We start from the raw sequence: 22,928 nt of genomic DNA, 5'->3' as shown, positions 1-22,928 counted from the left end.
TTGATGGCATTCATGAAACGCGTGCGTCTTGATGACGAACTGATTTCACAGGGCATCTGCGCCGATCGCGCGGATGCCCTTCGCACTCTTATGGCCGGCTTGGTCTCGAGTGGCGGCGAGCGCTTGACTTCGCCGGGCCTTAAGGTGACCCCGGGCCTGCCGCTGCACGTGAAGGGGCGCATTCCCTATGTTGGCCGCGGCGGTCTTAAGCTCGAAGGCGCGCTTGATGCGTTTGGCATCAATCCGACGGGCCTTGCCTGTCTGGATGTGGGCTGCTCTACCGGCGGCTTTACTGATTGCCTGCTCAAGCGCGGAGCTGCGACCGTTGTCTCGGTGGACGTGGGTCGCGCCCAGTTCGATTGGTCGTTGCGTCAGGACGATCGCGTGACGCTGCATGAGCGCACCAACGTGACGCAGCTGCCTGAGCTTGGCTATGCGAGTGCCATCGACCTGGCTGTATGTGATGTCTCGTTTACCGGCATCGCGAACATTATCGATGCGGTGCTGTTGTGCCTGACGTCTACGGGCGCATTCTGCACGCTCGTAAAGCCGCAGTTTGAGGCTCCGGCGGCGCTGGTGGGTGAGGGCGGCATTGTGACCGATCCTGCCGTGCGCCGCGATACACTCGTGGCGGCGGTTGAACTCTTTGCTGCCAAGGGTCTGTTCCCGGTCGATGTGTGCGTGTCACCCATTCATGGTGCCAAGGGCAACGTTGAGTTTTTCCTGTACGGCACGAGGTTTGCTCCTGGTGAACGCACCGACGATGAGCTGCAATCCCAGGTATCGGCTTTGAGCGAGAAAGCGGCAACGCTATGAAGGTCTTTCTGGTTCCCAATTACTACAAGCAAGAGGCGGTCGAGAGCGGCCTGATACTCGAGCTTTGGCTTTCACGCCAGGGCTACGAGGTGGCATGGGCTGCCGATCAGCGCTCCAAGATCCAGAGCGCGCCCGATGTTGACGATGCCGACCTGGTCATTACGCTCGGCGGCGACGGCACGCTGCTGCGTGCGGCCCGTATCCTCAACTACCGCGAGATTCCTATCCTTGGTCTTTCCTATGGTCATCTGGGCTTTTTAACTGCTGCGAGTCCCGAGGAGCGCGACATTCTGCAGGTCGTGAGCGACGCCCTGTCCGGCGAGCTGCACGTGAGCCGTCGCGCCACGATCGCCGCGGATATCGTGTCCGTGCGCGACGAGGGCACGAAGGATGTCGTGCGCACGTTCGCTCTCAACGACATGGCGCTTACGCGCGGCCCCCTGTCCGATATGGTCGAGTTCGACATCACGGTGTCGGGCCACCATATCGATCGACTGCGTGGCGACGGCGTGGTCGTGTCCACGGCGACTGGTTCTACGGGGTACGCGCTGAGTGCCGGTGGCCCCATCGTGAGCCCCGATTACACGGGCATGGTCTGCGTACCCATTGCGCCGCACACCATTCAGGCTCGTGCCTTTTTGACTTCGCCGAGTGATGTCGTCGAAATCTTTATGTCTGACGACCGCCCGAGCGTTCCGGCGATCGCTATCGATGGACAGTTTATTACTTGCGATGGCACCGTCGAGAGTGTGGCGGTGCGCCGCGGGCCCGGAGATGTGCTGCTGCTCGATTACGGCCCCGAGAGCTTTTATAACTCGGTGAGCCGCGTATTCTACGGAGTCCGTCATGATCGATGAGCTGCAGGTTTCTAACATTGCACTCATTCGCGAGGCGACGTTGGTTCCGAGTTCGGGCCTAACGGTTTTGACTGGCGAGACTGGCGCCGGCAAGACCGCGCTGCTCTCGGCCCTCAAGCTTATTTTGGGTGAGCGCGCGGATTCGTCGACGGTGCGCGAGGGCGAGGCGCTGGCGAGTGTCGAGGCGCGCTTGTTCGACGGCCCGCACGACACGGAAGGCTTCACGGTCCAGCGCAGCCTTTCCGCTGAGGGCCGCAGCCGCGTGAAGATTGACGGCCGTATCGCCAGTGTGCGCGAGCTTTCGGAGCGCGTCGGCGTGATGATGGATCTGTGTGGCCAGCACGAGCACCAGCGCTTGCTCGATCCGGCGCATCATGTTGCCATGGTCGATGCCTGGGCAGGGCGCCCGGCACTCGAGACGCTGGATGCGTACCGCGCCTGCTTTAAGGCATCGCGCGCGGCTGCCAAGGAAGTCCGTCGCGTCGAAGAGGCCTCGCGTGCGCAGGGGAGCCGCGTCGAGGAGGCGCGCTTTGCCCTCGAGCGCATCGGCGAGGTCGATCCCAAGCCGGGCGAGTATGAGGAACTCGAGGAACTGCTGCCGCGCTCCGAACATGCCGAGGTACTCGTTGCCACAGCTAACGATGTCCATGCATCGCTTGCCGCTGAAGGGGGAGCGCTCGATGTCGTGAACAACGCCGTGGCAGAGCTTTCCCGTATGGCTACCGTCGATCGCAAACTGGGTGACATTGCCGATACGCTTTCGGATGCCTGTATCTCCCTTGAGGATTGCGCGAACGAGCTTCGTGCCTATCGTGATGGCATCGCCTTCGACCCGCGTGAGCTCGCTCGCATGCGTGAGCGGTATTCCGACCTCAAGGGCCTGTTGCGTCAGTGGGGTCCAACCATGGACGATGTGTTTGCCATGCGCGATCGCTCGCAAGAGCTGCTGTCCCTGGTCGATGATGGCGATGAACAGATCAAAAAGGCGCGTGAGGCGCTCGGGATCGCCGAGCGCGAGTTGTTTGCCGCCGCCAAGGCACTTAAGCGTGCGCGCAATACGGCAGCCCCGCGTTTTTGTCACGAGGTGGGTCGTCAGATGGCACGCCTGGAGATGGGTAGTGCCGAGCTCGTCTGGGAGTCACGTGATCTTCCCCGTGCTGAGTGGACGCCCGTTGGTCCTTCGAGCTACGAGCTGCTATACCGCAGCGGTGCCGGTTTGACGCCGCGCCCCCTGCGCCGAATTGCGTCGGGCGGCGAGCTCAGCCGCGTCATGCTGGCAAGCAAGGTTGTCCTCGGTAACGCGGACGGTGTCGATACGCTCGTGTTTGACGAGGTCGATGCTGGTGTCGGTGGCTCCACGGCGCGTGCGCTTGCGGGCGTGCTGGCAGATCTCGCCGCTACGCATCAGGTGATTGTCGTAACCCACTTGGCACAGGTCGCCGTCATGGCCGACAAGCATTATGTTGTCAGCAAGGAATCGGGCGATGTTCCCCAGACGCATTTGGACGAGGTAACCGGTGATGCGCGTACCGCCGAGATCGCCCGCATGCTCAGCGGCGATCAGTCCGAGGCAAGCTTGGCCCACGCCAAGCAGATGCTGGAAGAAGCTCGAGGCTAGGCCGTATCAGCGGTGTTGGTGGGACAAAAATATCAGTAGTTCTTGTCCCATGTGTGAAAGCCGCATCGTGCTTGTTACCGCGGGCGACCCTGGGACAAAACTACTGATATTTTTGTCCCACCACGTGCTTGCGTGGCCCATGTGTCACAAAACTATGCCGGTTTACTACGATGAATTGGCGTAGCTCGAGCATGGCTAAAATTGTAAAAAGAAAACCGCAGGTAGAACGCCTGCGGTTTTCTTTTAAAACGCGATGTGTTCGCATATTCCGAATTCATCGTAGTAAACCGGCATAGTTTTGTGGGAACGGTACATAACGACCCTTACTAAAACCTACTCCACGACCTTATCCGGCTGGATGAGCTCCTCGTAGTAGCTGATATGCTCGCGCGCGTCCTCGATTTCGGGCAGCAGGAAGTTGTAGATAACCTCGATGATCATCGTGGCGCTGATCTTGGAGAACGCAAAGTCGCCCGTCGTCAGCAGTGCTTCGTGGTTGACGGTATTAAAGGTGTAGTCTGCCAGGCGCGCGAGCGGGGATTTGCTGTCGCTGCTGATGACGACTATTGTTGCGCCGCAGTCGCGAGCCGCTTTTGCCATGCGATTCAGTCGACGCGATTTGCCGGAGTTTGAGATGAGCACGATGACATCACCTGGACGCAACGTGAGCGCAAAGCCGATTGATGTCTCGCTAATGGTGCTCGCCATGCAGCGCAGGCCCAGCTGCGAAAACTTAAACGTCGCATCGAGCGCGACCGCGTTCGTATTGCCCACAGCTGCAAACTCAATAACCCCTGCATGCTTAAGGGCATGCACAACAGCCGCCAGCGTATCGTGGTCGATCCCGTCGATGGTCGCATTAAGCTCGCTCACCTTGGCAGCCAGAATGTTCTTGAGGCTCTGCTCCATATTGTCGAGCGAGACCTCGTCAGTCAGGCCCTCGTTGCGCTGGCTTTCCAAATCCCTTGCCAACGAAAACTGAAAGCTGCGGAAGCTACCAAAGCCAAGCTTGCGGCAGAAGCGCGAAACGGTCGCCTCGGACGTGGCGGCGGCGCGCGAGAGCTGAGCCGCCGTGAGGCGTGGCGCCTCGGACTGGTGCTCCAGTATATAGTCGACAATGCGCTGCTCGGACTCGCTGTATCCCTGATGGGTACTAATGAGGGAAAGTGCGCTCTTGCTACTATCGGACATGGATGGCTCCTGGTTGGCATGAAAATCGGACTCGCTTTGTAATGTCATAGTATAGGGGGATTTTCAATTACAAGATACACCTTGCCGTTTCAAGAGTTGATGGTAAACTTTCACCTACCGTTTACGGTTATGAAAGAACCTTTCACCGGAGAATTGCGCCCTGTCTCTTCTCACGCGGACGGTAGGTTGGTATCTTTCAGTTGTGGAAAAGCGCGCAAGGACGCGCGTGTAGGGGAGCGCCTGCGGGCGCAAAACTTAAAAAGGAGGGACACATGGCTAAGTTTGACATCATCGCCGCGACCGGTTGCCCGACCGGCATTGCGCACACCTTCATGGCGAAGGAGGCGCTGGAGAAGGCAGCTGCCGAGCGCGGTCTGACCATTAAGGTCGAGACTCATGGCCAGGTCGGTGTCGAGAACGAGCTCACCAAGAGCGAGATCGCCGGTGCCAAGGCCGTCGTCGTCGCAGCCGATAAGGATGTCCAGGCTGAGCGTTTCGCCGGCAAGCCCATGGTTTCCGTTGGTGTTTCCAAGGCCCTGTCCGTTGAGGCCGCCGGTAAGCTGATTGACCGCGCACTTGCCGCCAAGGGCGACAGCACGGTTGCGGCCGCTGCCGATGTCGAGGACGAGGTCGAGGAGAAGGAGTCCATCGGCCACGTCATCTATAAGCACCTCATGAACGGCGTCAGCCACATGCTGGTCTTCGTCGTTGCCGGTGGTGTTCTGACCGCCGTTTCGTTCCTGTGGGGCATCACGTCCTTCGATTCGACGGCTGCCGACTACAACAGCTTCGCCGCTATGCTCAAGATCATCGGCGGCATTGCCATGAACCTCATGGTTCCGGTGCTTTCCGCCTACATCGCCGAGTCCATCGGCAAGCGCCCGGCGCTCGTCCCCGGTTTTGTTGCCGGTATGATCGCCATCCAGGGCCTGCCTGTTAACGCCGAGACCGGCATGATCGACGCCGGTGGCGCCGGCGTGGGCTTCGGCTTCCTGGGCGGCATCGTCGGTGGCTTCCTCGCCGGTTATGTCATCCTGCTGCTCGAGAAGGTCTTTGCCGGTCTGCCCAAGAACCTGGACGGCCTCAAGGCAATCTTTTTGTACCCGCTGTTCTCGACGGCTATCGTCGGCCTGGTCATGCTCGGCATTTCCGGCCCCATGGCTGCCATCAACACCGCCATGATGGACTTCCTCAAGGGCCTGTCCGCCTCTGGCGCCGTTGTCCTGGGTCTTGCCATCGGCTGCATGTGTGCCTTTGACATGGGTGGCCCGGTTAACAAGGCTGCTTACGTCACCGGTACCGCTATGCTCACCGAGGCCCTGGCCGCCGGTGTTGGCACCGACACCTATAACTTCGGCACCAACTTCATGGCTGCCGTCTCCGCCGCTTGCATCGTTCCGCCGCTGATCACCACCTTCGCCGTCGTTGTCGGCAAGAAGTACTTCAGCCAGGAGGATCATGACGCCGGTATCGTCAACCTCATCCTTGGTTGCACCCACATCACCGAGGGCGCCATTCCGTTCATGACCAAGAACATCTGGCCCGTTATGCCCATCATGATGCTCGGTTCCTCTATCGCTTCGATCCTGACCATTATGTTCAACGTCCACGATCCGGCGCCTCACGGTGGCTTCCTGGTCCTGCCCGTTGTCGAGAACGGTCCCCTGTGGGTCCTCGCGATCCTCATCGGCGCCGTGGTCGGCGGCATCCTTTTCGTGGCCTTCAAGAAGTACGACTTCGAGAAGAACCAGAAGGTCGCTCCTGCAGCCAAGCCGGCCGAGGCTCCCAAGCCCGCTGCTGTCGAGGCCCCCAAGGCCGAGGCTGCCGACTTCGTGAAGGTCGAGAATGTCTTTGTCGCCGAGGACTTCGCTTCTCGTGACGAGGCCCTGAGCTTCGTTTCCAACCAGGCTGTCAAGGCCGGTATCGCCGGCGACGCCGACGCCGTGATGAACGCCTTCCTGGCCCGCGAGGCCGAGGGCACCACGGGCATGATGGAGGGCTTCGCCATCCCGCATGCCAAGTCCGACGCCATTACCGAGGCTGCCGTCATCGTCGTCAAGGACGAGTCCGGCGTGACCGGTTGGGACACCATGGACGGCGCTCCCGTCAACGTGGCCATCGCGCTGCTCATCCCGGGTGCCCAGGCTGGCACCACGCACCTCAAGATCCTGTCCAAGGTCGCCGAGGCGCTCATGGACGAGGACTTCCGTGCCACTGTCAAGGGTTCCACCGACGCCGCCGAGATCGCCAAGACGATCAACGCCCGCCTGGTCTAATTCCACGGTACGCGAATAACATCGCCCCCTGTAAAAAAGGCGGAGACCCTCTCCAGGGCCTCCGCCTTTTTTCATGCCCCCCTTAAGTTGCGGTGAAATAGGGACTGTTTAAACGTTTCAACCCCATAATCAGTCCATATTTCACCGCAAGTTAGAAGAAGGGGATAGCGCTGCCTGTCTATCGGATCGTCCGGGCGGACAAATATTCAGCCTGAATTCCTTTCAGCCGACATTACTCTGGATCGACCGAGTTTCCGCAGCTTGCTCGCCCACAGGGGCCCGTGCGCGGCCTGTGAGATTTATCGCGAGTTCCGCACGAGCCGAAGAGCACTTAATGTGCTCTTCGTGCGAGCAGGACTGTAGAGCAGGAAATCTCACAGGCCGCGCACGGGCCCCTGTGGGCGAGCAAGCGGACGACAAACACATCTGTCCAATAATTCGTCTGAAACACAATGAAAAACCGTTTGATGTGAGTTAATATAAACAACGTCGTGAATCTGACTCCTGCCACATGCATGACAGGGGTTAAACACAAAAAAGGAGTCAACTATGGTTTCTGAGAAGGCTACCCTCGTTAATCCTCAGGGTCTGCACATGCGTCCGGCTGGTCTGTTCGCCTCCACCATGGGCAAGTACGCCTGTGACGTGACGGTCGTCACCCCCGAGAAGGAGGTCAACGGCAAGTCCCCGATGGCCCTCATGGCTGCTGGTATCCCCTGCGGCACCGAGGTCGAGGTCAAGTGCGACGGCGCTGACGAGGCCGAGGCTCTGGCTGCTGCCATCGAGCTCATCAAGAGCGGTCTTGGCGAGTAGAACTCAAACGGGTCGCATGTTGAACAACTAAGTTCATATTTGGGGGCGCAGTGACCTGTTGTAAGGTAGCTGCGCTCTTTTGTCATGGATATGGCAAAACGCTTTATCACATGACACGGAGAGAGGAATGGGAATGTATCAGGGAGTCAACGCTTCCGAGGGCATCGGTATCGGCACCGTCATGGTCGCCGTCGATCCCGACTTGACGTTTGAGCCGCACGAGGTTGCTGATTCGGCCGCAGAGAAGGAGCGCTATCAGACCGCTCTTTCGGTCTTCTGCGAGAAGACCCAGGCTCAGGCCGACCACATGAAGGAGACGGTGGGCGAGGCCGAGGCCGAGATCATGAGCGGACACATTGTCCTGGCTCAGGACCCGGGCATGACCGACGCCATCAACGCCGCCATTGACGGCGGCACCTGCGCCGAGCAGGCGCTCATGGACACCTCGACCATGTTCGAGAACATGTTCCTGTCCATGGACGACGAGATGTTCCGTCTGCGCGCCGCCGACATCGCCGACATCCGCACCGGTATTCTGGCCGAGCTGCTGGGCAAGGAGGTCGTCGACCTCTCCGTCCTGCCCGAGAACACCGTCGTTGTCGTGCACGACCTCACGCCGTCCATGACCGCCACGATCGATAAGGCCCACGTTGCCGGTATCGTCACCGAGACCGGTGGCCGCACGTCGCACTCCGCGATTATTGCGCGCGCCCTCGAGATCCCGGCTGTCCTTTCGGTTTCCAACAGCTGCACCGCGCTGCGCAACGGTATGACCGTTGTCGTCGACGGCGGCAAGGGTATCGTCGAGGCCGATCCCGACGAGGAGACGCTCGCCGCTTACACTGCCAAGGCCGAGGCTTTCGCTGCCGAGAAGGCAGCCCTCGAGGCCTTCCGTGGCAAGCCGTCCGTGACTGCCGATGGCATCAAGAAGATCATCGCCTGCAACATCGGTAACCCCGATGACGTGCCCAACGCGCTCGATCACGACGCCGAGGCTATCGGTCTGTTCCGCTCCGAGTTCCTGTTCATGGACTCTGCTGAGCTTCCTTCCGAGGAGGAGCAGTTCAACGCCTACCGTAAGGTCGCCAGCGCGCTCAAGGGTGCTCCGGTCATCATCCGCACGCTCGATGTGGGCGGCGACAAGGAGATTCCGTATCTGCACATGGTCAAGGAAGATAACCCCTTCATGGGCTTCCGCGCCGTGCGTTACTGCCTGGCCAATCCCGACCAGTACAAGGTACAGCTCCGCGCTCTGCTGCGCGCTAGCGCCTTCGGTGACGTCAAGATCATGATCCCGCTCGTCACCTGCGTCGAGGAGGTCTTGGCTGTCAAGGAGCTCGTCGAGCAGTGCAAGGCCGAGCTGACCGAAGAGGGTCGCAAGTTCAACGAGAACATCGAGGTCGGCATCATGGTCGAGACGCCCGCCGCTTCGCTGCTCGCAGACCGTCTGGCCGAGGTCGCCGACTTCTTCTCTATCGGCACCAACGACCTGATCGGATACACCATGTGCGCCGACCGTGGCAACGACACCATCTCTAACCTGTACCAGGTGTACTATCCCGCCGTGCTCCGCTCGCTCAAGAACATCATCGAGAGCGGCGTTAAGGCCGGCATCATGGTCGGTATGTGCGGCGAGGCCGCTGCCGATCCGCTGCTCGAGCCGCTGCTGATCAGCTGGGGCCTGGAGGAGTTCTCGATGAGCGCTCCGTCGATCCTACGCGCCCGCAAGACCATCAGCCAGTGGACCAAGGCCGAGTGCGACGAGCTCGCCGAGAAGGCGCTCGCCTGTAACACCGCCGCCGAGGTCAAGGCACTGCTTGAGTCCGCAGCTCGCTAATTTGGTATCAGAGGTATCCGCGTGGTTGGAATGGGCCGGCCACGCGGCCCTCACATATACAGGGGGTACTGTAAATGTTCTACACGCTAACCGCTAACCCGGCTGTCGACATGACGGTTTCGAGCTCTCCGCTCGAGCCCGACGAGAACGTCCGCACCGGCTCGGCCAGCTACACGGCTAACGGCAAGGGCCTCGACGTGTCCTTCGCCTTTAAGAAGATGGGCGTCGACACCGTCGCGCTCGGCTTCTTCGCTGGCTTCACGGGCAAGTTCATCGTCGAGGAGGTCATGAACCTGGGTTGCCTCTGCCGCCCGGTCTGGACCGACGGTATCACGCGCATTAACACCTACGTCAACGATGGCCAGCACGAGTACGGCATCCTGAACCCTGGCGCTCCTATTACGCCGCAGCACCAGGAGGAGCTCTACAACATCCTGGACACCGCGGGCGATCTTGAGTGCCTGATCGTCTCCGGCTCCGTGCCTCCCAAAGCTACGCCCGACTTCCTGGCTCAGGTCATGGAGCACGCTCAGGCTCGTGGCGCCGACGTCGTCCTGGACCTGTCCTCCGACAAGCTCAAGGAGCTCGCTCACAAGAAGCCGCTGCTCATCAAGCCGAACCATCACGAGATGAAGGCCATCTTCGGCGTGCCGGTCGACACCGACGACGAGGTTCGCGTTGCCATGAAGATGGCTCACGACGCTGGCGTTCAGAACGTGCTGCTCACCCGTGGTAGCCGCGGCGACGCTTACTTCTCCAACGGCGAGGACATCTGGTACGCCAAGCGTGAGTTCAACATCAAGCTGGTTTCTTCCGTCTGCGCCGGCGACTGCACCCTCGCTGCGTTCCTGCACAAGTGGTACAGGGATCGCGACAACGTCGAGGAGGCCATGAAGCTCGCTATGGCCACCGGCGCCAACGTTGCCGAGTCCGTCGGCATCGGCGACTTCGGTCACGTCGACGAGTACAGCAAGCGCGTTGCTGTCCGCAAGCTCGATCGTCAGTAATCGAAACGCGACATATTCGTGCGCATGCGGCGCCCCGGTTTCGGCCAGGGCGCCTTTTTTGTTCGGCCATGGGGGAGAGGTGTCCTTCCGTACTTCATCGCTTCCACACCGTTCGCCGAGTTGTCCTAGCCTTTTACCGATGTGTGGAATATACTTTCATTAACACGTTGCTTCGTGAAAGGAACATTCATGATTTACACGCTCACTGCAAATCCCGCCATTGACTACAACATCGCCTGCGACGGCCTTGCTGCCAACACCGTCACGCGTACCCGCAACGCCGTCTACACGCCCAACGGCAAGGGTCTCAACGTCTCGTTTACGCTTGACCACTACGGTGTCGACACCACGATCTTGGGCTTTTTCGCCGGCTTCTCGGGCGAGTTTATCGTTAAGGGCGCTGAGGCCCTGGGCGTGCCCGTCAAGCCCGTGTGGACCGACGGCATCACGCGCGTCAACGTGTTCCTCAATGCCGGCCCCGACACCGAGTACAACATGGTCAACGCCGGTGCCGCCATCAACGATGCCAACGAGCAGGAGATGTTTGAGCTTATCGATTCGCTTGATGACATGACCTGCCTGGTCATCAGCGGCTCGCTGCCTCCCAACACTTCCGAGGGCTTCCTGGCCGAGGTCCTGCGCCGCGTCAAGGCCAAGGGGGCCGAGTTCGTCCTCGATATCTCGAGCCATCAGTTGGCCGACCTCATTGCTATGGAGCCGCTCCTCATTAAGCCTAACGACGACGAGCTGCTCGACATCTTTGGCATTAAGGTGAGCGGCGGCGACGACGAGTCCGTTAAGGGTGCCATGGCCGAGCTGCACGCCAAGGGCGCCAAGAACGTGCTGCTGACCCTCGGCGGTGCCGGTGCGTACTTCTCCAACGGCGAGCACATCTGGTTTGCCAAGCGCACCTTTGACGTCAAGCTGTTGTCGACGGTGTGCGCCGGCGATTCCTCACTGGCCGCCTTCCTGTCTGTGTGGCACGACGCCCCCGAGCGTGTTGAGGACGCTCTGCGTCTCTCGATGGCCACCGGTGCCAACGTGGTCGAGTGCCCGGGCCTGGGCGATTTTGCTAAGGTCGATGAGTATCAGAAGGGCATCGCCATCCGTCAGGTCTGCTAACGCAGCGCACGGACCTTGCATCTTTGCTTTGTAGAGCACCCGTCTCGGATTGCCGAGGCGGGTGCTTTTTCATGTTTGTAGTCGATGCCTTGGGATCCAATCGTGCTTGAAGCGCGTTCGCGTGTGCGCCCGCTCTCATTTCTTGCTAGACTTCATGGAAACCATCAATCGATATGCCCGCAATTGCAGGAGGCCACAGGAATGTGCAATGTTTCGCTCAACGCTACGCAGCCGTCAGCTGCCTCTCTGCGCGTGCTGTGCGCTCTTGAGGATGCTGGTCTTGAGGCCTGGTACGTGGGCGGTTGGGTGCGCGACGCCCTGATGGGTTGCCCCAGCCACGATGTTGATATGTGCTGTAGCGGCCTGTGGCAGGAGTCCAAGGTGGCGCTCGAGGCCGCTGGTATCGCGGTCGTGGAGTCGGGCATTAAATTTGGCGGAATCACGGCTATTTCCGATTGCGAGCGTATCGAGGTCACCACGTACCGTCTGGATGGCTTTTACACCGATGGTCGCCATCCCCAGAGTGTGGAGCGTGCCGCCTCGCTCGAGGACGATCTGGCGCGCCGCGACTTTACCGTCAACGCTATGGCATGGCATCCCGAGCGCGGGCTTGTCGACCGCTACGACGGCCAGGGTGACTTGGAGCGCAAGCTGATTCGCGCTGTCGGCGATCCCAAGCGTCGCTTTAACGAGGACGCCCTGCGCATGTTGCGTGCGGTGCGCTTTGCCTGCCGCCTGGACTTTATGATTGAGCCCGAGACTAAGCGCGCGCTTGCCGAGTGCGCGCCGCTGCTCGACGCCGTGGCGCGCGAGCGTGTGGGTATTGAGCTTGAGGGCATTCTTTCGACCGGTCATGGGGGAGACGCGATGCTGCGCTACCCCGAGCTCATCTGTGCCTCTGTGCCTGAGCTGGCAGCGGGTCGCGGCTTTGATCAGCGAAGTGTCTATCATGCGTTTAACGTTTACGAGCATATCGCCCGTGTGCTGACGGTGGCAGGGGAGCTTGCGCTGTGCGACGGCGTCGCGCCCTCGTCGAGCCTTATGTGGGCGGCGTTTTTGCACGATGTGTCCAAGCCCGATTGTTTCACGGTCGATCACGCCGGCAGCGGACACTTCTACGGTCATCCCGAGCTCGGCGCCAAGAAAGCGCGCGTCATTATGGATCGCCTGGCGCTCTCGCACGACCTGGTGCGCGACGTGTGCCTGCTCATCAAATATCACGACAAGCCGCTGCGCCCCGAGCGCTCCTGCCTGCTCAATATGATGCGCGCGCTTTCGGGCGAGGGCGTCGACACGCCGCGTTTGATGGACGAGCTCATGGATCTTAAGCGTGCCGACACGCTCGGCAAGGCCCCGTCGTGCTTCTATTACGTTGAGACGATTGAGGAGATGCGCGCGATGGCGCACGAGCTGCTGAAGGCGGGGGAGCCCTATACGCTCAAGATGCTCGCCATCAACGGCGGCGACCTGATCCGTGCCGGTGTGAAGCCGGGGCCTGAGCTAGGCCAACTACTCAACGCTGCCCTCGATGCCGTTATCGAGGACAACATCCCCAACGAGCGCGAAGCTCTTTTGGTTCATCTCAACTTGAATTAGCTACCAAGTTTACCTGCGTATTCCATAACCTGCCGACAATTTTTCGGCAATTTGGAATTTCTTCTTGCGCTGACGTTTTTTGTCCCGTAATATATTTCCTCGCAGCACGGCAGTGCAGATGTCATGTGGCCCGTTCGTCTAGCGGTTTAGGACGCCGCCCTCTCAAGGCGGAGATCACCAGTTCGAATCTGGTACGGGCTACCACGCATCTGATACCCGGTCTTCCCTTGGAAGGTCGGGTTTTTTATTTTCAAACAACCGTCTGCAATTCCCGTTTGAACCAGAGCTTTGCGTTCTGTCTATGGCCCTTACGGGTACAATATCCAAGATATTTTGACTGTTAGAAGGAGTCTCATGACGGAGTCCTCTCAGCATACGTCTAAGCCCCAGGTCGAGGTTGAGGCCTCGGGCGGAGATGACAATAAGAGCGCACGCCGCGGCGCCATCTTTATCGGCGTCGTGCTGGTGGGTTATATCGTCTATCTGGTGGTAACCGGGCAGATGGGGCAGTTCTGGGCCGCAATGTCGAGCGTCCAGGCGCCATGGCTCGTTGTCGCGTGTCTCTGCATGTTCATGTATCTGTTCTTTGGCATTGTGGCCTATGCGATCGCCGTCTGGCTCGACCCATATTCGCCCGTCGGTATTCGCGACCTCATTTCGGTCGAGGCGAGCGGCATCTTCTTTGGCAACCTTACGCCCATGATGATGGGCTCGACTCCCGCCCAGATCTACCGCCTGACCAAAGCGGGCCAAAACGTCGGCGAGGCCGGAGCCACGCAGTTCACGCGCTTTATCGTGTACCAGTTTGGACTCGTTGCCTGGGGCGCTATCCTACTGCTTGCTCGCATGCCGTTTTTTGCCGAGCGCTATGGCGACATGACGCTGCTGTGCGTCTTTAGCTTTGGTGGACACTGCTGCATCTTGCTTGGCATCTTCGCCGTCGCGCTCATGCCTAAGACCGTCACGCGCGTCGCCCATTGCATCATTAATTGGCTCGAGCGCATAGGCGTCTCGTCCACTAAGATCGAGGGATGGCGCACGTTTGTCGATGGCGAGATCTACTCGTTCTCCGAGAAGTTCAAGCTTTCGGCTGGCCACTTTTCGTCCATGCTGCTCACGGTGGTCATCACCATGCTGCAGCTCGCGTTTTTCTACCTCGTGCCGTATTTCCTGATGCTTGCCTTTGGCCACCACGAGGTCGACTTTTTCTCGGTCATGGCCGCGAGCGCCTTTGTCCAGCTGCTGAGCTCTGCGGTCCCCCTGCCCGGTGGAACTGGTGGCGCTGAGGGCGGCTTTGCATTGTTCTTGGGTCATTTCTTTGGGTCGGCTTCGACCGCTGGCTATCTGCTGTGGCGCCTCATTACGTTTATTGCGCCGACCATTTTGGCTGCGCCCCTGCTGGGCCTTAAGAGCGCCCACAACGAGAGCATCCATGCGCGCTGGGATCGCGTGATGCGCAAGCTCGGCCGCACGCCTCAGACGCCCTCTGCGCCCACTATGCCGCACCCCACGAATGCTGTTACCGTTGATCCCAAGAAGCGCGCTCAGAAGGCTTCTGGGACCGCTAAGCCGGCTCATAAAGCCTATGTGCGCCAGACAGGCGATGGTATTCGCGTATCTCCGTCGGCACTCAATAAGAAGAAGCATCCCAAGTCGCAGTAGGGCAGTCGTGCGTTCTTCATGATGCGGGGCATATTTGTGCTGTATGGGGGATAATCCTCTTACGTAGATTATCTCTCATCTGTTGATGAATGCTCGCATATCGAAGGGACACGCCCATGGCAACCAGCAAACCGCGTCTTGATCGTCGCATCATTCGCAGCCGTAATGCCATCCTTTCGGCTTTCGAGCGCCTGCTCATGGAAAAGCCGCTGGCAGACATTACGGTGAGTGCCATCGCGCGCGAGGCCAATGTCGACCGCAAGACCTTTTACGTTCACTTTGGTACGGTTGACGGCCTGCTCGATGCCATTGCCGTCGATGTGGTGGAGATGATTGTCGACTCGGTCGAGAAAACGCTTGCTTCTATGGACGGTGACACCAGCGAGCGCGCTCTTGGCGCGGCGGCGACCTTCTTTAAAACCGTTAATGAGGCGCTGTGCAACAACTTAGTGCTCAATCGTCAGCTGATCGAGAATATTCCGCTCGATGATTTCATGGCTCGTCTTCGTGCGCCGCTCGAACATGAGATTGCCGAGCGCGATCTGCTGCCCCAAGGTCTCAAGGACGAGATGTTCGACTATTATCTGGCGTTTTTGCTGTCGGGTATTATCGGTATCTATCGCACGTGGGCACTGTCTGACGGCTCGGTTCCTATCGAGCGCGTCTCTGAGGTCGCCAACGACCTGACTCTCAACGGTCTGTCGAGTCTGGAATCTCGCTTCGAATAGCATCGATAATTCAACAACTTAAAGAAGTTGCGGTGGAATAGGGATTGTTTTGGTTATTGGAAGGCCGTTCCGGTCCCTATTTCACCGCAACTTAGTAAAACTGTTTTGATGGTAAGGCGGAGCAGCCTCGAAGATGAGCCTCGAGACTGCTCCGCTTCATTTCTGAGCGTTTGTCGTGTAGGGCAGCATTAATCGCCGTTTTTGAGTATGCGGCCCTGTTTTTCGAACTTGTGCATGTCGCTATCGGCCATGCCCTGCGACTTGTCCTCGTGACGCTTGGCGTATAACGGATCGTCGAAGTCGTTCCAGATGCGGTCGGCGACAGGTGACCATGCCTCGGCGGCAGCCTGGGTCTTTTCGCGCAGCTGCTCGGGTGACTCCTTCTCGATTAGGTCGGTGCTCATTGCGCCACTCTCGGCGACCAGTTTTGGCAGCACGTCGGGATTCTCGAGCATGGGGCATGGTTTGAGGTAGTTGTCGTTAAACGGCATGTTCTCGTAGTACTTCATAAAGAGGGGAGAGCGCAGCGCGTCGAGTAAGCTCACATCGTGGATGTTGGCGTTTGAGTAGTGGATGAACACGCACGGCTCCACGTCTCCGGCGGCGTTGATGTGCAGGTAGCGGCGGCCGCCGGCGATACATCCGCCTACAAACTCGCCGTCGTTTTGGAAGTCGAGCGTAAACAGCGGCTTCTTCTCACGCATTTCGCGGATAAAGTGATACATGTGCTCGCGCTGCTTGGGCGTGGGCATGAGCTCGGGGGTTGCATTGCGGCCAACCGGCATAAAGTGGAAGTACCAGCAGAAGAGTGCTCCCTCGCCGATCATCCAGTCCATGTTCTCCTCGGTAGCAACCGTATCGGCATTGGCGCTGGTCCAACAGGTGGAGATACCAAACGGCAAGTCGCGCTCGCGCAGGAGTTTCATGGCGTGCTCGATCTTTGCGTAGGTACCCTCGCCGCGACGGGCGTCGGTGGTGTGCTCATTGCCCTCGGCGCTGATGGCGGGGACAAAATTACCTACGCGAATCATATCGTCGCAGAAGGCCTCGTCGATCAGCGTGGAGTTGGTAAAGCAGAGAAACACGCAGTCCTGATGTTTTTCGCAAATTCTGATCAGGTCGTGCTTGCGGACGAGCGGCTCGCCGCCGGTATAGATGTAGATATGCGTACCGAGCTCTTTGCCCTGTGTAACGATAGAGTCGATGTCTTCGAACGAGAGATTCTGCTTGTAGCCGTACTCGGCGGCCCAGCAGCCCGTGCAATGCAGGTTGCAGGCGCTCGTGGGATCGAGCAGGATGGCCCACGGAACGTTGCACTGGTACTTTTCGCGGTTCTTTTCCTGCTCTGGCCAAGCAAGCAGGTTAGCGTCGACAATGAGGGTCTTAAGCAGCTTGGTTCGCATCTGGGGATTAAGGCTGAACACACGCATGATCAGGTCATACCAATTGCCGCGGCTCTTGATGACATTGGTGAATGCCTCTCGCTGTACAGGAAATACGCGATTGGGGACCAGCTTGTTCACGAGGTCCATGATTTTGTCGATGTTTTCTTGCGGGTTGTCGTCGAGATAATCGATGAGCTTGTTGAGCGCTGCACGCTCTGCTGACTGTGTAAGCGACATGGGTATATCCTTTCACGTGTGCTCTGTGTGTGATAATACCCACTTGTGGATTAAACGAAGTCTAAAGATTTGTAATGTGTCTATTCAACGAATCAATTTAATTTGGGGTGAAGCGTTATAGCGGATGCTCTCTAAGTTGCGGTGAAATAGTGTCAGATGGGGATGCGGACGATTTCTTGGACCGCGCCTAGGCGTATCCAATTGGAATCCTCCGATTCGCCTTTGCACGCTTGCATGACCTCGATACCATGCGAGCGTGCGAACTCGATGAGCTCTGCGTTGCGGGCGTTTATGGTGCCGAAGGCGGCGGGGCACACGATAAGGCGCGCGCAGTGGACGAGGAGCTCTTTGGCGCGGGCTATGGTTTTATCCCCGATCGGCTCGAAGGCGCGCTCGGCCACGCATTCCGTCGCCAGGTCGCGCGCGAGCTCGCAGTCGATGTCCCCTTCGTGCAGAACGCCCGCGTAGAACGCCTTGCCCTGCCGGATGAGCTGGCGAAACACAGCCGACCCCGTACCTGCGCCGGCGATGACGAACGTGTGCGCATCGCCGTGTGGGCGCCCAATTTCCACGCTGCCGAAGCGCTCGTTGAAGGTGCCATGTTGAAGGCCGTAGAGCTCGCCAATCGTCTCGCGCGTGAATATGTCCTCGGGTGCGCCGGCGCGGAAGACCCGGCCGTCCTTCACGCAAATCACTTTGTCGGCGCTTTTCTGCGCGAGCTCGAGTTCGTGGATGGACATGATGACAGCCACATTCCGCGATTTCGCAAGGTGGCGAAGTATTCGCAGCAGGTCGATCTGGTAGCGGATATCGAGATACGATGTGGGCTCGTCGAGCACGAGCACACGCGGATCCTGCGCGATGGCGCGTGCGAGCATGACGCGCTGGCGTTGCCCGTCGCTTATCTGCATGAAGTCGCGCTCGGCGAGCTCTTCCACATGTGCGGTTTTCATGGCCTCGTCGACCCGACTATGGTCGTCGGGCGAGAGTGTGCCCATTCGCCCGGTGTAGGGATGCCTTCCCGCCTCTACGATATCGCGGCAGGTGAGGAGCTCGGTCCGGGGGCGATCTGTCAGCATAACGGCAAGGTTCCTTGCGAACTCCGCCGTCTTCCATCGGGAAATCTCCCGCCCGTCGAGCTCGACCGCGCCGGCAAGCGGTGCCAGATGGCGTGTGATGGTTTTCAAGATGGTCGACTTGCCCGAGCCGTTCGGCCCGATGAGTGCCACGACGTCGCCCGCGCGAACCTCCAGATCGACGCCTTCGACTACGACCTTCTTGTCGTAGCCCGCCGACAGGTCGCTTATGCGGAAAAGCGGCGCTCCGTCAGCCTGCGTTGCGACCGGGGTTTCGAGGTTCGACTCCGCTCGGAGGAGGCGTCCCGTGCGCAGTTCCGCACGAGCCGAAAGTGCATTCTGGCGCTTTCGTGCGAGCTCAGGATTGTCTAAGCATGGAATGTCCCCTCCGAGCGTTTTGGGCTGCGGCACGAATTTCCCCATCTACCTCACCCGCTTCTTCAACATGAGTGCGATAACCACCGGCGCGCCGAAGATGGCGGTGACGGCGCTGATGGAAAGCTCGACGGGGGAAAACAGCGTGCGCGCGATCAAATCGCAGCCCGCGCAGAAGATGGCGCCTCCCAAGAAGCACGCAGGAATCACTCGGATGGGCTTCGACGACTTCAGCGCCGACTTAACGAGATGCGGAACCGCGATGCCTACGAACGACACCGGACCAGCGAACGCGGTCACGCAGGCGGAGAGCATGCTCGCTAGAAGGACGAGCACCACGCGGAAGCGTGCGACGTTCACGCCGACGCTTTTCGCGTAGGCTTCTCCCAGCTGGAAGGCGGAAAGGGGCTTCGATATCGCGAATACGCATGCGCTCACGGTGATCACCACGACCGCGATGACCGCGACGTCGTCCCAGCTCGAACCCGAGAAGCTACCCAAAGACCAGTTGTGCAGGTTCACGATGGACTGGTCGTCGGCGAAGGCGATGAGGAAGTTCGTCGCCGCCGAGCAGATGTATCCCACCATGACGCCCGCCACGATGAGCATGGCCATGGAACTTATGCGCCGTGCGATGAGGAGCACGAAGCCGATGGTGATAAGCGAGCCCAGAAACGCTGCGACCACCATGGCCGGCGAGGACATGGCCTGGTTCGCGCCCAGAAGTACGATCATCGTAAGCGCGACGACGAACTTTGCGCCCGAGGAGACGCCCAAGATGAACGGGTCGGCGATGGGGTTGTTGAAAAACGTCTGCAGCAGGAACCCGGAGAGGGAAAGCGCCCCGCCGAGAAGCACGGCTGAAAGCACACGCGGCAGGCGAATCTCCCAGATGACTTGGCTTTCCATGGAATTGGCCGCGCCGCCCGAAAGGATGCCGGGGATGTGGTCTGCGGGCACGAGCACGCTCCCGATGCACAGGTTGGCCCCGACGAGCACGATGAGGGCAACGGCGAGCAGCGCCGTCACGACGCGACACCGCGCGGCGCGCCCCGATTCGTCGTATGTCATGGAAAGTCGGCTTCTCATGGTGCTAGCCGAGCTTCCTCAGATAATGGAAGTCGCTCGCGTCATCGCCGGTGAACGCCCCGTGCAGCTCGTCGATAATGTCGGCGGTAGAAGTCATCTGCTGGTACATGTCGGCGCTTGTGACCCAGACGTTGCCGTTCTTCACGGCTTTGAACTGCGACAATAGCGCGTTTTTGCCTACGAAGTCGTTCAAGGTGGCAACCGATTCGTCGATGGTGCCGTTGTAGACGATGATGTCGGCATCCTTCGCCGTCGCGTAGAAGCGCTCCATTTCGAGCGTTACTGACGAACCTGACGTCGACGCCGTCTGCGCGTCATCGAGCGCGTAGTTGCCGCCTGCAAGCTCGATCATCTGCGCCACGTAGTCGCCCGCCCGCCGCGTGACGGCGGCCCCGTTCGAGTTAATGTAGAAATACGCCACGGTTTTACCTGACGACGCAAGCCTCGACGTTTGCTCGACGCGGGCCTTCTGCTCGTTGAACAGGTGCGCGGCCTCGTCTTCCTTGTCGAATAGGACGCCGAAAAGCTTAATCCACTCGACGCGCCCGAGTGCTTCGGGCTCGCTCGACGACTGTTCGGTGAGCACGACGAGTCCGAGCTTCTGCAGCTTTTCCTTCACATCGGGCGTGTGGTTGATCATAGTGTTCTCGATGGCGAGCGTGCAGCCCGAGGCCGATATTCGCTCGTAGTCGGGCGCGCTGTACTTGCCGCCGTAGGCGATCGCCCCACTTTCGAGCGCGCTTTTGAAGCCCGCGACCGAGCAATCGTCGGCCTTCGTGCCCGACATAATGATATTGTCGTTCGCATCGAGCGCGTCGACCAGGCACATCGTCGCCGACGACACGAGGTACACCTTGTCGGCGGGGCGCCTTATGACCGCGATGTCGGAGCTCAACCCATCAGGTACCTTTGCATTTTGCGGCACCACGAGGAAGCGCTCCCCGTTCGAAATGCAGATAAGCCGCAGGCCGCCTTCGTACTCGTCGACAGTGAAGTGCTCGGCGTATTCAAGCTGAAGCGTCCCCGTCGGCTTCCAGCCGCAGCCCAAATCGGCGTTGTGGAAGTCGGCCGCGGCGTTTGAAGCCGTTCCCGCAGGGGAGCCGCCGCTTGCTTCGTCGCCCGATTTCTCCTTCATGGTGGATGAATCGAAGTGGAGCGTGTAGTCGATGGTGTGCGGCGTTGACATGGCGACGGTCTCGGCCGACACGGCGATGTCCTCGTCGAGCGTGACGGGTATCTCGAACGTGGAGTTGCCGCCGTCGTTTACGGGCGCGTAGTCTACGCCGTCGACGGTCATCTTGTCGTAGTTCGAACTCGACCAGGTGATGGTCGCGGTGTAGGCGTCGCCATCCTTCACAATTGTGGTGGGTGAGGCGATGCTTGCGCGCCCTGACCCGCCGGCAAGCGAGACGCTCACAGTGTATTCCTGAGAGCCTGCCGTGCCACCGGTCGCGTTCGGGCTCGCACTGCACCCCGCGAAGGGAAGCGCGAGCAGGGCGACGAGAACGCAGGCGATCGCGCGCACCGCGATGCTGCGACGCTTCCTGCTTTCCCCCTTGGGAAGAATCGACCGCATGGCGTTACTTCTGTGCGTCGGCGCGCAGATCGACGCCGGCGGATTCGAACACGAGCGTGCGGTCGTACCACTGCTCTTTTCTAATACTCCACGCGGCGCAGGCGGTGTCCTCGTCGAGCGCTTCAACGGGCACGTCGTAGGTGTACTTGCCTTCCGCGTTTTCCACATAGGGGATGAAGTCGGCCTCGCTCGCGGCGGCAGCCTCGTCGCCCGTGCCCATGAAGAGCTTGCCGTAGCCCGTGCCGGAAAGCGTCATCACGCAGTGCATGGAGCCGTTTTCCACGATGAGCTGGGCGTCCACAATCCTGAACATGTTCGAGCTGGAATCTACGGTGATCGGATAGGTGCCGTCGGCCACCTTGTCGGCGGTGATGGGGGCAGCGCTTGCGCCCTCGGGCGCATCGGCCGCCTGTTCGGTCTTTTCCTGGGAATCGGCATCGCTTGCCTTTGCGCTGTCGATTGAATTTCCGCCGCAGCCGGCGAGCGAGAACGCGAAAAGCGCCGCTGACAGGGCGAAGGCGAGGGTTTTCTTCAACATGGAGGGGGTTCCTTTCAATCGCTTCGACCGCCCGCGCCGTGCGGTGGGCTGACGGGATGCGAATGCAACGGGCATGCGCCGTCAGTCGGGGAAGGCGCATGCCCGTTGCACGGGGACGCGACCGGCGCCCCCGTGCGCGGCGAGTTTACAGCTTGGCGATGGCGTCGTCCACGTGCGAGACGTAGATTTCGTCGACCGCGACGTTCTGTCCCAGACCCTGGAGCAGGCACGTCACTTCGAAGCCGGCGGCCACGAACTTCGCAGCCCAGCTGTCGGGGTCGGTCTCGTCTGCCATGTCGTTGTTCGCGTGGTCGCCCGCGACCACCATGAACGGCGCGAGCACGGCCTTCTTGTAGCCTGCGGCGCTCGCGGCGGCGATAACATCCTCGCAGGTCGGTTCAGCCTCGACGGTGCCGACGAAGAACTGCGTCAAGCCCTCGTTCTTAAACACTTCCTGCATCTTGGCATAGTCGGCGTTGGAATCGGCTTCGGTGCCGTGACCCATGAGGCACAGCGCCGTCTTGCCGTCGTCGAAGGACGCCATGTTCTCCTTAATGGCTGCGGCCACCTTCTTGTAGTCGTCGTCGGAGGTGAGCAGCGGGTCGCCGAGCGAGATCTTGTCGAACTTGTCGGCGTACTTGTCGAGCTCGTCTTTCACGTCGGTGTATTCCAGGCCACCCATGAGATGCGTCGGCTGCACGACGATTTCCTTCACGCCGTCTTCCACGCAGCGGTCGAGCGCCTCGGTCATGTTGTCGATCGTGATGCCGTCGCGCTTCTTCAGCTTGTCGATGATGATCTGCGCGGTGAAGGCGCGGCGGATGTCGTAGTCCTGCCAGTACTTCTCGCGGATAGCGTCTTCGATGGCGCCGATGGTAATGTGGCGCGAGTCGTTGTAGCTCGTGCCGAAGCTCGTGACGAGGATGACCGGCTTCACGGCCTTCTCCTTTTCACTCGATTTCTCGGAACTCGCGGAGGTGTTGGAGCAGCCCGCGAGCGCGACTCCGGCGAGCGCGACGGCTCCGGTTGCTGCGGCGCCCATGAAGCCGCGGCGTGACATCTGGTCGGACATGGTATTTCCTTTCCTCGGTTTGCCGGTCCCCCGGCGACAGTTGCTTGTCGGCACAAG

Annotated in this window: 18 protein-coding genes and 1 tRNA gene; 12 read left to right on the top strand and 7 right to left on the bottom strand. The window is 59.9% G+C overall.

Going from position 1 to position 22,928, the window contains the following annotated elements:
- Nucleotides 1-12 precede the first annotated feature (12 nt).
- The 3 genes from DWY05_RS02040 to DWY05_RS02030 are packed head-to-tail and all read left to right on the top strand — an operon-like array spanning nucleotide 13 to nucleotide 3,291.
- On the top strand, nucleotides 13-816 hold the full coding sequence (locus tag DWY05_RS02040) for a TlyA family RNA methyltransferase (RefSeq protein WP_117820396.1): 804 nt from the start codon (nucleotides 13-15) through the stop codon (nucleotides 814-816).
- The gene (locus tag DWY05_RS02035; protein ID WP_117820251.1) at nucleotides 813-1,673 is read left to right on the top strand and encodes an NAD(+)/NADH kinase; all 861 of its coding nucleotides are present in this window, start codon (nucleotides 813-815) and stop codon (nucleotides 1,671-1,673) included. Before DWY05_RS02040 ends, DWY05_RS02035 begins: the two co-directional genes overlap by 4 nt.
- Nucleotides 1,663-3,291 (top strand): DNA repair protein RecN, encoded by a 1,629-nt coding sequence (locus DWY05_RS02030; RefSeq protein WP_117820250.1) that lies wholly within the window; start codon nucleotides 1,663-1,665, stop codon nucleotides 3,289-3,291. Before DWY05_RS02035 ends, DWY05_RS02030 begins: the two co-directional genes overlap by 11 nt.
- A gap of 333 nt (nucleotides 3,292-3,624) precedes the next feature.
- Here DWY05_RS02030 and DWY05_RS02025 read toward each other — a convergent pair whose 3' ends face one another.
- Nucleotides 3,625-4,482: a MurR/RpiR family transcriptional regulator gene (locus DWY05_RS02025; RefSeq protein WP_231500809.1), complete on the bottom strand. Its 858-nt coding sequence runs from the start codon at nucleotides 4,480-4,482 to the stop codon at nucleotides 3,625-3,627.
- 272 nt (nucleotides 4,483-4,754) lie between these two features.
- On the opposite strand from DWY05_RS02025, the gene DWY05_RS02020 reads away from it, so the two are divergent.
- The 9 genes from DWY05_RS02020 (at nucleotide 4,755) to DWY05_RS01980 (ending at nucleotide 15,523) form a co-directional block, all read left to right on the top strand.
- Nucleotides 4,755-6,758 (top strand): fructose-specific PTS transporter subunit EIIC, encoded by a 2,004-nt coding sequence (locus DWY05_RS02020; RefSeq protein WP_117837197.1) that lies wholly within the window; start codon nucleotides 4,755-4,757, stop codon nucleotides 6,756-6,758.
- A gap of 549 nt (nucleotides 6,759-7,307) precedes the next feature.
- Complete coding sequence (locus DWY05_RS02015) at nucleotides 7,308-7,571, top strand: HPr family phosphocarrier protein (protein ID WP_022094575.1); 264 nt, start codon at nucleotides 7,308-7,310, stop codon at nucleotides 7,569-7,571.
- A 133-nt stretch (nucleotides 7,572-7,704) separates the two neighbouring features.
- Nucleotides 7,705-9,408 carry a phosphoenolpyruvate--protein phosphotransferase gene (gene ptsP, locus DWY05_RS02010; protein WP_117757234.1) on the top strand — a complete coding sequence of 568 codons (1,704 nt, stop codon included), beginning with the start codon at nucleotides 7,705-7,707 and terminating at the stop codon, nucleotides 9,406-9,408.
- A gap of 74 nt (nucleotides 9,409-9,482) precedes the next feature.
- On the top strand, nucleotides 9,483-10,415 hold the full coding sequence (locus DWY05_RS02005; RefSeq protein WP_006233969.1) for a 1-phosphofructokinase family hexose kinase: 933 nt from the start codon (nucleotides 9,483-9,485) through the stop codon (nucleotides 10,413-10,415).
- A 189-nt stretch (nucleotides 10,416-10,604) separates the two neighbouring features.
- Nucleotides 10,605-11,537: a 1-phosphofructokinase family hexose kinase gene (locus DWY05_RS02000; RefSeq protein ID WP_117820247.1), complete on the top strand. Its 933-nt coding sequence runs from the start codon at nucleotides 10,605-10,607 to the stop codon at nucleotides 11,535-11,537.
- 201 nt (nucleotides 11,538-11,738) lie between these two features.
- Nucleotides 11,739-13,133: a CCA tRNA nucleotidyltransferase gene (locus DWY05_RS01995; RefSeq protein ID WP_117820246.1), complete on the top strand. Its 1,395-nt coding sequence runs from the start codon at nucleotides 11,739-11,741 to the stop codon at nucleotides 13,131-13,133.
- Between the two features lie 127 nt (nucleotides 13,134-13,260).
- Nucleotides 13,261-13,337: transfer RNA gene (locus tag DWY05_RS01990), tRNA-Glu, on the top strand.
- 150 nt (nucleotides 13,338-13,487) lie between these two features.
- Nucleotides 13,488-14,795: a lysylphosphatidylglycerol synthase transmembrane domain-containing protein gene (locus tag DWY05_RS01985; RefSeq protein WP_117820245.1), complete on the top strand. Its 1,308-nt coding sequence runs from the start codon at nucleotides 13,488-13,490 to the stop codon at nucleotides 14,793-14,795.
- A 116-nt stretch (nucleotides 14,796-14,911) separates the two neighbouring features.
- Nucleotides 14,912-15,523, top strand: a complete 612-nt coding sequence (locus tag DWY05_RS01980; protein ID WP_158558596.1) for a TetR/AcrR family transcriptional regulator — start codon at nucleotides 14,912-14,914, stop codon at nucleotides 15,521-15,523.
- Nucleotides 15,524-15,711: 188 nt separating this feature from the next.
- Here the strand turns inward: DWY05_RS01980 and DWY05_RS01975 are convergent, their stop codons facing one another.
- The 6 genes from DWY05_RS01975 to DWY05_RS01950 form a co-directional block, all read right to left on the bottom strand.
- Complete coding sequence (locus DWY05_RS01975; protein ID WP_117837195.1) at nucleotides 15,712-17,145, bottom strand: radical SAM protein; 1,434 nt, start codon at nucleotides 17,143-17,145, stop codon at nucleotides 15,712-15,714.
- Nucleotides 17,146-17,297: 152 nt separating this feature from the next.
- Nucleotides 17,298-18,632, bottom strand: a complete 1,335-nt coding sequence (locus DWY05_RS01970; protein ID WP_233506802.1) for an ABC transporter ATP-binding protein — start codon at nucleotides 18,630-18,632, stop codon at nucleotides 17,298-17,300.
- A gap of 12 nt (nucleotides 18,633-18,644) precedes the next feature.
- A complete protein-coding gene (locus tag DWY05_RS01965) occupies nucleotides 18,645-19,685 on the bottom strand; it encodes an iron ABC transporter permease (RefSeq protein ID WP_233511290.1) in 1,041 nt (346 codons plus the stop codon).
- A 4-nt stretch (nucleotides 19,686-19,689) separates the two neighbouring features.
- Entirely contained in the window at nucleotides 19,690-21,261 is a 1,572-nt protein-coding gene (locus DWY05_RS01960; protein WP_117837192.1) for an ABC transporter substrate-binding protein, read from the bottom strand.
- 4 nt (nucleotides 21,262-21,265) lie between these two features.
- Nucleotides 21,266-21,799: a hypothetical protein gene (locus tag DWY05_RS01955; protein ID WP_117837191.1), complete on the bottom strand. Its 534-nt coding sequence runs from the start codon at nucleotides 21,797-21,799 to the stop codon at nucleotides 21,266-21,268.
- 145 nt (nucleotides 21,800-21,944) lie between these two features.
- Nucleotides 21,945-22,871 (bottom strand): sirohydrochlorin cobaltochelatase, encoded by a 927-nt coding sequence (locus tag DWY05_RS01950; RefSeq protein ID WP_117837190.1) that lies wholly within the window; start codon nucleotides 22,869-22,871, stop codon nucleotides 21,945-21,947.
- Between the last annotated feature and the right edge of the window lie 57 nt (nucleotides 22,872-22,928).

The organism is Collinsella sp. AF23-4AC (assembly GCF_003462685.1).
Lineage (GTDB): Bacteria > Actinomycetota > Coriobacteriia > Coriobacteriales > Coriobacteriaceae > Collinsella.
The sequence above is the reverse complement of the archived record's forward strand: the minus strand, read 5'-3'. Positions and strand labels throughout refer to the sequence as shown.

Excerpts from the sequence above, each read along its gene's own strand:
- DWY05_RS01965 (WP_233511290.1), bottom strand. The coding sequence starts at position 19,685 with ATGAGAAGCCGACTTTCCATGACATACGACGAATCGGGGCGCGCCGCG.
- DWY05_RS01955 (WP_117837191.1), bottom strand. The coding sequence starts at position 21,799 with ATGTTGAAGAAAACCCTCGCCTTCGCCCTGTCAGCGGCGCTTTTCGCG.
- DWY05_RS02035 (WP_117820251.1), top strand. The coding sequence starts at position 813 with ATGAAGGTCTTTCTGGTTCCCAATTACTACAAGCAAGAGGCGGTCGAG.
- DWY05_RS02020 (WP_117837197.1), top strand. The coding sequence starts at position 4,755 with ATGGCTAAGTTTGACATCATCGCCGCGACCGGTTGCCCGACCGGCATT.
- DWY05_RS01975 (WP_117837195.1), bottom strand. The coding sequence starts at position 17,145 with ATGTCGCTTACACAGTCAGCAGAGCGTGCAGCGCTCAACAAGCTCATC.
- DWY05_RS01950 (WP_117837190.1), bottom strand. The coding sequence starts at position 22,871 with ATGTCCGACCAGATGTCACGCCGCGGCTTCATGGGCGCCGCAGCAACC.
- DWY05_RS01960 (WP_117837192.1), bottom strand. The coding sequence starts at position 21,261 with ATGCGGTCGATTCTTCCCAAGGGGGAAAGCAGGAAGCGTCGCAGCATC.
- DWY05_RS01985 (WP_117820245.1), top strand. The coding sequence starts at position 13,488 with ATGACGGAGTCCTCTCAGCATACGTCTAAGCCCCAGGTCGAGGTTGAG.
- DWY05_RS01980 (WP_158558596.1), top strand. The coding sequence starts at position 14,912 with ATGGCAACCAGCAAACCGCGTCTTGATCGTCGCATCATTCGCAGCCGT.
- DWY05_RS02030 (WP_117820250.1), top strand. The coding sequence starts at position 1,663 with ATGATCGATGAGCTGCAGGTTTCTAACATTGCACTCATTCGCGAGGCG.
- DWY05_RS02015 (WP_022094575.1), top strand. The coding sequence starts at position 7,308 with ATGGTTTCTGAGAAGGCTACCCTCGTTAATCCTCAGGGTCTGCACATG.
- DWY05_RS02000 (WP_117820247.1), top strand. The coding sequence starts at position 10,605 with ATGATTTACACGCTCACTGCAAATCCCGCCATTGACTACAACATCGCC.
- DWY05_RS01995 (WP_117820246.1), top strand. The coding sequence starts at position 11,739 with ATGTGCAATGTTTCGCTCAACGCTACGCAGCCGTCAGCTGCCTCTCTG.
- ptsP (WP_117757234.1), top strand. The coding sequence starts at position 7,705 with ATGTATCAGGGAGTCAACGCTTCCGAGGGCATCGGTATCGGCACCGTC.
- DWY05_RS02005 (WP_006233969.1), top strand. The coding sequence starts at position 9,483 with ATGTTCTACACGCTAACCGCTAACCCGGCTGTCGACATGACGGTTTCG.
- DWY05_RS02040 (WP_117820396.1), top strand. The coding sequence starts at position 13 with ATGAAACGCGTGCGTCTTGATGACGAACTGATTTCACAGGGCATCTGC.
- DWY05_RS02025 (WP_231500809.1), bottom strand. The coding sequence starts at position 4,482 with ATGTCCGATAGTAGCAAGAGCGCACTTTCCCTCATTAGTACCCATCAG.